Annotated in this window: 1 protein-coding gene; it reads left to right on the forward strand. The window is 70.0% G+C overall.

Going from position 1 to position 10,566, the window contains the following annotated elements; genetic code table 11:
• On the forward strand, positions 1 to 10,566 hold a 10,566-nt coding region (locus tag RJ05_RS03685), incomplete at both ends, for a non-ribosomal peptide synthetase (RefSeq protein WP_036533124.1).

The raw sequence follows: 10,566 nt of genomic DNA on the forward strand, positions 1-10,566 counted from the left end.
CCGGTCCGGGTGCTGTTCGAGGCGCCCACGGTGGCCGCGCTGGCCACCCGGGTGGAGTCGTCGGCGGGTGCGGGCGGGCAGGTGCCGCTGGTGCCGCGCGAGCGCGGTGAGTTGGTGCCGCTGTCGCCGGCCCAGCAGCGGATGTGGTTCCTCAACCGCTTCGACAATCAGACCGCCGTCAACAACATCCCGGTCGCCATCCGGCTCACCGGTGAGCTCGACCTGGACGCGCTGAACGCCGCCATCGGCGATGTGCTGGCCAGGCACGAGGCCCTGCGCACGGTGTACCCGGAGGTCGAGGGCACCGGCTACCAGCGGGTCCTGCCCGTCGACGAGGTGCGGGTGCGGCTGACCCCGGAATCGGTCACCGCCGAGGAACTACCCGCGCGGATCGTCGCGCTGGCGAGCACCTATTTCGACGTGACCACCGCGATCCCGTTCCGGGCCGCGCTGCTCGCGGTCGATCCGCGGACCCATGTGGTGGTGCTGGTCATGCACCACATCAGCGCCGACGGTTTCTCGCTGCGCCCGCTGCTGCGCGATGTGGTCACCGCCTACGCCGAGCGCACCAGGGGCGAGCTGCCCGGGTGGGCGCCGCTCGAGGTGCAGTACGCCGACTACGCGCTGTGGCAGCGCGAGGTGCTCGGTGAGGAATCCGATCCGGAATCGGTGGCCGCCCGCCAGATCGCCTACTGGACCGAGCGGCTGCGTGACCTGCCGGACCAGATCGAGCTGCCCGCCGACCGGCCGCGGCCCGAAATCGCCACCAATGCCGGTGGCACGCACACCTTCTCGATCGATGCCGAACTGCGCGGAGAGCTGGAGGAGCTGGCCCGCGCCAACGGCGTCACCCTGTTCATGGTGGTGCACGCGGCGCTGGCGACCTGGGCGGCCCGGCTGTCCAACAGCACCGATATCGCCATCGGCACCCCCATCGCGGGCCGCGGCGAGCAGGCGCTCGACGATCTGGTCGGCATGTTCGTCAACACCCTGGTGCTGCGCACCGAGGTGGAACCCGGCGTCGCGTTCGACGCGCTGCTCGAGCAGGTGCGCCGCACCGACCTGGAAGCGTTCGCGCACGCCGACGTGCCGTTCGAGCGGCTGGTCGACGTCATCAGCCCGGCCCGCTCGCAGGCCCATCACCCGCTGTTCCAGATCGCGCTGACCTTCGAGGCCGCCTCGGCCGCCGATATGGGCACGGTCTCGCTGCCCGGTCTCGACCTGGACGTGGTCGAATTCGATCCGGGCACCGCCAAGTTCGACATCCAGCTCACCGTCGGTGAGATCGGCGACGGTGCGCTGTCGCTGTCGTGGAACTACGCCACCGAACTGTTCGATCCGGAGACGGTCTCCGCCTTCGCCGACCGGCTGGTGCGCATCCTGCGCGGCGTCACCGAGGACGCCTCGGTCGCCGTCGGCGATATCGATCTGCTGGGTGAGGCCGAGCGGCTCGATGTGTCGCAGCGGTGGGTTTCCTCGGGCGCCGATGCGTTCTCCACCGAGACCACCACCGGCATCTTCGGTGCCGCAGAGGCGACCCTGTCGACCCTGTTCGACGCCGCAGCGGCCGCGCACCCGCATCGGATCGCGGCCCGCTTCGGCGCCGACACCCTCACCTACGCCGAACTGGATCGGCGCGCGAATGTGCTGGCGCGCAGGCTGATCGCCGACGGTGCCGGGCCGGAATCGCTGGTCGCGGTGATACTGCCGCGGTCGCTGGATCTGGTCGTCGCGTTGCTCGCGGTGGTCAAGACCGGCGCGGGTTATGTGCCCGTCGACCCGGCCTACCCGGCCGACCGCATCGCCTACGTGCTCTCCGATGCCGCGCCGACCAGCGTGATCATCGACTCGACGGTCCAGGTGACGGTCCCCGAACACCTGCCGAGCGTGGTGCTGGACGGGTTCGCCGTCGAGGCGGGCAATGTGGAGGACGCCGACGACGCGCCGATCACCGACGCCGACCGTCGCGCCCCGCTGCACCCGGATCACGTCGCCTACGTCATCTACACCTCCGGCTCCACCGGCCGCCCCAAGGGTGTCGCGGTGGCGCACCGGAATGTGGTGCGGCTGTTCGCGAACACCGATCGCGACTTCGGTTTCGGACCCGACGACGTGTGGACGCTGTTCCACTCCTACGCCTTCGACTTCTCGGTGTGGGAGCTGTGGGGTCCGCTGCTGTTCGGCGGCACCCTGATCGTCGTCGACTACTACACCTCGCGCTCGCCCGAACAGTTCCTGGAACTGCTGCGCGCGGAGAAGGTGACGGTGCTCAACCAGACGCCGTCGGCCTTCTATCAGCTGGCCGAGGCCGACCGCAACGCCCAGGACGCCACACCGCTGTCGCTGCGGTACGTGGTGTTCGGCGGCGAGGCGCTGGAGCTGCGCCGCCTGTCGGATTGGGTCGCCCGGCACGGGGACAAGGCCCCGGTGCTGGTCAACATGTACGGCATCACCGAGACCACGGTGCACGTGTCCTACCGCGCGCTGGACGCGGCGACCATCGCCGAGGCCGCGGGCAGCATCGTCGGCCGGGCCATCGCCGGTCTCCAGGTATCCGTGCTCGACAACCGGTTGCGGCCGGTGCCGGTCGGTGTCGCGGGCGAAATGTATGTGGCCGGACCGCAGTTGGCGCGCGGCTACCTGGGCCGCCCGGATCTGTCGGCGGCGCGGTTCGTGGCCAACCCGCTCGGCGACGGTGCGGGCTCGCGCCTGTACCGCTCCGGTGACCTGGCGCGCTGGAACCGCTTCGGCGAACTCGAATACCTGGGCCGCGCCGATGATCAGGTCAAGGTGCGCGGTTTCCGCATCGAGCTCGGCGAGATCGAATCCGCCGTGCTGGCGCAGCCCGGCATCGCGCAGGCCGCGGTCATCGTGCGCGAGGACCAGCCGGGCGATCAGCGGATCGTTGCCTACGTGGTGTCGGATCCGGATACCGCGCCGAACCTGGACCAGGTGCGCGAGGGTGCGGCGGAGCTGCTGCCGGCCTATATGGTTCCTTCGGCCGTGGTGCGGCTGGAATGGATTCCGCTGACCGTCAACGGAAAGCTGGATCGCCGCGCGTTGCCGGCCCCGGCCGTGCAGGCGCGGGCCTTCCGTGCCCCCGTCACGCCGGTGCAGGAGACGGTGGCCGCGGTGTTCGCCGAGGTGCTGGATCTGCCGCGGGTCGGCGTCGACGACGATTTCTTCGACCTTGGCGGCAACTCGCTGATCGCCACCAGGGTGGTCTCGCGGATCGGTGCGGCACTGGGCACCACGGTGCCGGTGCGCACGCTGTTCGAGGCGTCGACGGTGGAGTCGCTGGCCGCGCGGGTGGAATCGCATACCGGCACCGATGCCAGGACCCGGCTGACGGCGCGCCCGCGCGCCACCGGCGAAACCGTGCCGCTGTCGTTCGCGCAGCAGCGCATGTGGTTCCTGAACAAGTACGACACCACCTCGGCCGCCTACAACCTGCCGATCGCGCTGCGGCTGTCCGGTGCGCTCGACGTCGAGGCCCTGCGCCTTGCGGTGGCCGACGTGGTGCGCAGGCACGAATCGCTGCGCACCCGCTACCCCGAGCACGGCGGCAGCCCGGTCCAGGTGATCGTGCCTGCCGAGCAGATCCATCTCGACCTGAACCCGGTTCCGGTCGACGCCGATGAACTGCTCGAGGTGGTCACCGCGTTCGTGTCCACCGGATTCGATGTGGCCGAGCAGGTTCCGCTGCGTGCCCGGCTGTACCAGGCCAGCGCCGACGAGCATGTGCTCGTCGTGGTGGTGCATCACATCGCCGCCGACGGCTTCTCGATGGGCCCGCTCACCCGTGACGTGATGCTTGCCTACAGCGCCCGGATCCAGGACAGCGCACCCGGCTGGGAGCCGCTGTCGGTGCAGTACGCCGATTTCGCGCTCTGGCAGCGTGAGGTGCTCGGCTCCGAGGACGATCCGCAGTCGCTGATGGCCCGTCAGGTCGCCTACTGGCAGCGCGCGCTCGACGGCATCCCCGATGAGCTGGCGCTGCCGACCGACCGGCCGCGTCCGGCCGTGGCCTCGCTGCGCGGCGCCACCCTGCACACCGAACTGCCCGGTGAGCTGGTCGCCGCGCTGGACGAGGTGGCTCGCCGCAGTGGCGCCTCGTTGTTCATGGTCATGCACGGCGCGCTGACGGTGCTGCTGTCGCGGCTGTCCGGCAGCGATGACGTCGCCGTCGGTACGCCGATCGCCGGCCGTGGCGAGCAAGCCCTCGACGACTTGGTCGGCATGTTCGTCAACACCCTGGTGTTGCGCACCGGCATCGATCCGGCCGAATCGTTCGCCGAGCTGCTCGACCGGGTGCGCCGCACCGACCTGGACGCCTACGGCAACGCCGATGTGCCGTTCGAGCGGCTGGTGGAGCTGCTGGCGCCGGAGCGTTCGCAGGCCCGCAACCCGCTGTTCCAGGTGATGCTGGCATTCCAGAACCTCGACCGCACCAGCCTGGAACTGCCGGGGCTTTCGGTGTCGGCGCTGGATCTGGAAGAAAACGTCGCCCGGTTCGATCTGCAGTTCACGCTGTCCGAGCACGGTGAGCCCGGTGCGGGCATGGCGTTGGCGCTGACCTACGCCACCGAACTGTTCGACGAAGCCACCGTCGCCGAGATCGCCGCGCGCTGGCGGCGGGTGCTGGAGGCGATCGCCGCCGACGCCACGATCAGCGTCGGCGCCATCGACGTCCTCGATGCCGGCGAACGCGCTGATCTGGTGTCGCGCACCGGTGCGCCCGCCGTGGCACCGCGGGTGCTGGCGGATCTGCTGGCCGAGGCCGCCGCCCGCGACCCGAAGGCGCCCGCCGTGGTGTTCGAGGGGACAACTGTGTCCTACGGCGAGCTGGACGAGCGTTCCAACCGCCTGGCCCGGCTGCTGATCGCCGAAGGTATCGGCGCCGAAGACCTGGTCGCCGTGGGTGTTCCGCGTTCGGCCGATTCGGTGTTCGCGGCGTGGGCGGTGGCCAAGACCGGTGCGGCCTTCGTGCCGGTCGACCCGAACTACCCGGCCGAGCGTATCGCGCATATGGTCACCGACTCCGGTTCGCCGGTCGGCCTCACCGTCGCCTCGGTGCGCGAGGGGCTGCCGGAATCGGCGCGCTGGCTGGTGCTCGACGAGCTGGACCTGGACGGGTTCGACGGCGGTCCGATCACCGACGCCGACCGGGTGCGCCCGGTGCGGCCGCAGCATCCTGCCTACGTCATCTACACCTCCGGCTCCACCGGCGTCCCCAAGGGCGTCGTGGTCACCCACAGCGGCCTGGCGAACTTCAGTGCCGAACAGATCGAGCGCTACGCCCTCGACTCCGATTCGCGCGCATTGCATTTCGCCTCGCCCAGCTTCGACGCCTCGATCCTCGAGCTGCTGCTCGCGATCGGCGCGGGCGGTGCGCTGGTCGTGGTGCCGCCGGGTGTGTACGGCGGCGAGGAGCTGTCGGAACTGATCCGCGGCGAGCGGGTCACCCACGCCTTCATCACCCCGGCCGCGCTGGCCACCTTCGATCCGAGCGGCCTCGACACCCTGCGGGTGCTGGTCGCCGGTGGTGAGGCCTGCCCGCCGGAACTGGTGGCCAAGTGGGCGGTGCCGCTGGATGGCGCGTCCGGCGAGGTCCGCCACTTCCACAACGGTTACGGCCCCACCGAGACCACCATCATGACCAACATCAGCGATCCGCTGGTGCCGGGCGAGACGGTGACCATCGGCGGACCGATCCGCGGTATGCGGTCGCTGATCCTGGATGCCCAGCTCAGGCCGGTGCCGGTGGGTGTCGCGGGTGAGCTGTATCTGTCGGGCGTGCAGTTGGCGCGCGGCTACCACGCGCGGCCGGGGCTGACGGCGGACCGGTTCGTCGCCAACCCGTACGGCGACGGTGAGCGGATGTACCGCACCGGTGACGTCGTCCGCTGGACACGGAACGGTGAGGTCGAGTACGTCGGCCGTTCCGACTTCCAGGTGAAGGTGCGCGGTTTCCGCATCGAGCTCGGTGAGATCGACGCGGCGCTGGCCTCGCACGAGACGGTCGACTTCGCGGTCACCATCGGCCACAAGAACGCCGCGGGCGCGGTCTCGCTGGTGTCGTATGTGGTTGCCGCGCAGGGCCGTTCGATCGACGTCGCGACGCTGACGGCGCACGTCGAGGACCGCCTGCCCGCCTACATGGTGCCCTCGTCGATCATGGTGATCGACCGGGTGCCGCTGACCCCCGTCGGCAAGCTGGACCGCAAGGCGTTGCCGGAGCCGGTCTTCGCCACCGAGGTGGTGTTCCGGGCCCCGCGCACGCCGGTCGAGCAGACCATCGCCGAGGTCTTCGCCGAGGTGCTCGGCGTGGAACGGGTCGGCGTGGACGACTCGTTCTTCGCGCTGGGCGGCGACAGCATCGTCTCCATCCAGCTGGTGTCGCGGGCCAAGGCGCGCGGTGTGGTGTTCACCCCGCGCCACGTCTTCGAGCAGCGCACGGTCGCGGGTCTGGCCGCGGTCGCCGAGACCACCGATGGCGCCGCGACCGCGGCGCCCGCGCTGGAAGAGCTGCCCGGCGGCGGTGTCGGCACCATGCCGCTCACCCCGGTGGTGCGGTTCATGGCGCAGCGGCGCGGATCGTTCAGCCGCTTCAATCAGACGCTGGCGCTGGAACTTCCGGTCGGCATCGACCGGGCGGGCATCGCGGCCACCGTCAGCGCGGTCATCGACCGGCACGACATGCTGCGCGCGAGCCTGCGCCGATCCGCAGGCGACTGGATCGTGGAGACCGCGGCGCCGGGCACCGTCGACGTGGACGCGCTGATCGATCACACGGTGTTCTCCGCCGACGTCGACGACGCGCAACTGTTCGACCTGGCCGCCACCGCGCTCGACGCCTCGCTTAACCGGCTCGATCCGGCCGCCGGTGTGGTGGTCCGGTTCGTGTGGCTGGAACCCGACCGCGCCGACCGCGCGGGCCGGCTCATCGTCGTCGCCCATCACCTGGTGGTCGACGGTGTGTCCTGGCGCATCCTGGTACCCGATTTCGTGGCCGCCTGGGGCCAGCTCACCGCCGGTCAGGAACCGGAACTGGTGGCGCCCGCGACCTCGATGCGGGCCTGGGCGCACGCCCTGGAACGCGAGGCGCGCAACCCCGAGCGGGTCGCCGAACTCGACTACTGGCGTTCGGTGGTCGGTGTCGCCGATCCGCTGCTGACCGAACGCCCGATGGATCCGGCGGTGGATACCTCCGGCGTCATCGACAAGCATCAGGTCGAGGTGTCGCCCGATGTCACCAAGGCCCTGCTCACCACGGTGCCCGCACTGTTCCACGGCGGCGTCAACGACGGTCTGCTCACCGCGCTGGCCCTGGCCACCGCGGTCTGGCGGTCGCGGCGTACCAGCGGGGTGCGCCCCGACGACTCGCTGCTGATCCGCCTGGAAGGCCACGGCCGCGAGGAAGACATCGTCGCCGGCGCCGATCTGTCCCGCACGGTCGGCTGGTTCACCGCGATCTTCCCGGTGCGCTTCGACCTGCGCGGCATCGATATCGACGCCGCCCTGGCCGGTGGTCCCGCGCTGGGCGCCGCGCTCAAGGCGGTCAAGGAGCAGCTGCTCGGGGTGCCGGACAAGGGCATCGGCTACGGCCTGCTGCGCTACCTCAACAGCGACACCGCCGCCGAACTGCCGAACGAACTGCCCGGCCAGATCAGCTTCAACTACCTGGGCCGCGTCTCCGACGGCGACGTGCCGGAATCGCTGCGCGGTTTCGGCTGGATTCCGGCACCCGAGCTGGGTTCGCTCGGCGGTGCCTACGACGCGGATATGCCCGCGATGGCGCCGCTGGACGTCAACGCGATCGTGGTTGGCGACAAGCTGACCGCCAATATCGGCTACCCGTCCACCCTGCTGGACGCCGCGTCGGTGCGCGAGTTCGCCGAATTGTGGGTCACCGCGCTGGAAGCCGTTGCCCGGCATGCCAATTCAACCGGTGCGGGCGGGCACACACCGTCCGACTTCGCGCTGGTGCGCACCGAGCAGCGCGACATCGACGGCTGGGAGCAGCGGTTCCCGGCGCTGACCGATGTGTGGCCGCTGTCGGCGTTGCAGTCCGGTCTGCTGTTCCACGCCAGGCTCGCCGCCGATTCGGTGGACGTCTACACCGCGCAGGCGGTGCTGACGCTGACCGGCCGCGTCGACGCCGACCGCTTGCGCGCTGCCGCGCAGGCGCTGGTGGACCGCTACGAGAACCTGCGCACCGCGTTCGTCTCCGACCACGACGGCAACCCCGTGCAGGTGGTGCTCGACAGCGTCCGGGTGGACTGGTCCGAATACGACCGCACCGTGTCTGATGGCGATGCTTCCGAGGGCCCTGCGTGGTCACGCTCCGCTACCGCCTCCGGGCCCGCCGGGCGCATCGCGGCGACCGGCGATGCCACCGACCTGATCGAGGCCGACCGCATGCGGCGCTTCGATCTGGCCGAACCGCCGCTGATCCGGTTCACCCTGATCCAGGTGGCCGACGCGAGCGCCGAGGGTGGCGCGCGCTGGCAGTTCGTGGTGTCCAACCACCACATCCTGCTCGACGGCTGGTCGATGCCGCTGCTCATGCAGGACCTGCTGGTGCTGTACGCGGTGCACGGCGATGTGAACGCGCTGCCGGCGGTGCGTTCCTACAAGCACTTCCTGGAGTGGGTCGCTCAGCAGGATCACGCCGCCTCGCTCGCGACGTGGACCGAGGCGCTGCGCGGCATCAGCGAGCCGACCCTGCTCGCCCGCCCGGACAGCGGCCGCGAGATCACCTCGCTGTCGGGTGAGTACCTGTTCGAGCTGGACGAGGCCACGACCGCGCGGATGACGGCGCTGGCCGCGGAGCTCGGCGTCACTCCGAACACGGTGCTCCAGGTCGCGTGGGCGATCCTGGTGGGCCGGATGACCGGCAACGACGACGTCCTGTTCGGCACCACCGTCTCCGGCCGTCCCGCTCAACTGGCGGGCGTGGAGTCCATGGTAGGTCTGTTCATTAATACCGTCCCGGTTCGGGTTCGATTCGATGCTTCCGAGTCTGTGCTTGATGTGTTGAGCCGGACTCAAGGTGAGCAGGCGGACCTGCTGGACCATCACTATGTGGGCCTCGCCGAGATTCAGTCGGCGGCGGGGATTGGTGGGCTCTTCGACACGCTGGTGGTGTTCGAGTCGTATCCGGTTGATGCCGAGGGGATTCAGGCTCAGGCGGCCGATATCGACGGTATGGCCGTCACCGGGCTGGATGCGGCCGATGCCACGCACTACCCGCTGACGCTGATCGCTCAGCTCGATACGCAGCTGCGGATTCGGGCCGGCTACCTGCGGGATCTGTTCGATGAGCAGACCGTGCGCCGGATCGCCGACCGGCTGGTCCGGGTGCTGGGCACCATCACCGCCGAACCTGCTGTCGCTGTGGGCGAGATCGAGCTGCTCGACGCCGCCGAGCGGGAGCTGGTGGTGTCGGGCTGGAACGACACCGCGCACGAAGTCGACGATGCGGCGACGCTGGTGTCGATGTTCGAGGCGCAGGTCGCGCGCACCCCGGACGCGCCTGCCGTCACGTTCGAGGGGACAACTCTGTCCTATGCGGAGTTCGCCTCTCGGGTGAACCTGCTGGCCCGCTGGCTCATCGAGCGCGGTGTTGGCGCGGAATCGTATGTGGCGCTGGGCATGCGGCGCTCCATCGACCTCGTGGTCGGCATGTACGCCGTTAGTGTGGCCGGTGGCGCCTATGTGCCGCTGGATCCGGATCATCCGGCCGAGCGCACGGAATACATTCTCGCTACCGCTGATCCGGTGTGTGTGCTCACCTCGGGTGACGATCTCGACATCGACACCGCGCAGGTGCGCATCGACCTGCTGGACCTGTCGGGCTACACCGACGGACCGATCAGCGATGCTGAGCGGCGCAGCCCGCTGCGGCCGTCGAACACCGCCTACGTCATCTTCACCTCCGGTTCTACCGGTCGGCCGAAGGGTGTTGCGGTCTCGCACGGCGCGATCGTGAACCGTCTGGTGTGGATGCAGTCGGCCTACCAGCTGGACGCCTCCGATGTGGTGTTGCAGAAGACACCCGCGACCTTCGACGTGTCGGTGTGGGAGTTCTTCTGGCCCTTGCAGATCGGCGCACGCCTGGTGGTCGCCAAGCCGGACGGCCACCGCGACCCCGGCTACCTGGCCGAGATCATCACCGCCGAGGGCGTCACCGTCGCCCACTTCGTGCCGTCCATGCTCGCGGTGTTCGTCGCGGATGCGGCCGCCGCGCAGTGTGCGTCGCTGCGCATGGTGTTCGCCTCCGGTGAGGCGCTCTCGCCCAAGCCCGCGCACCGGTTGCGCGAGCTGACCGGCGCGGCGCTGCACAACCTGTACGGCCCGACCGAAGCCGCGGTCGACGTCACCTTCCACGAGGTCACCGACGCCGACACCGACACCGTGCCGATCGGTGCGCCGGTCTACAACACCCAGGTCTACGTGCTGGACGCGCGGCTGCGTCCGGTGCCGGTCGGTGTCGCGGGTGAGCTGTACCTCGCGGGCACCCAGCTGGCCCGCGGCTATGTGGCCCGCCCCGATCTGACCAGC

It is taken from the genome of Nocardia cyriacigeorgica NBRC 100375 (assembly GCF_000308555.1).
In the GTDB taxonomy this organism is placed as follows: Bacteria; Actinomycetota; Actinomycetes; order Mycobacteriales; family Mycobacteriaceae; genus Nocardia; species Nocardia cyriacigeorgica.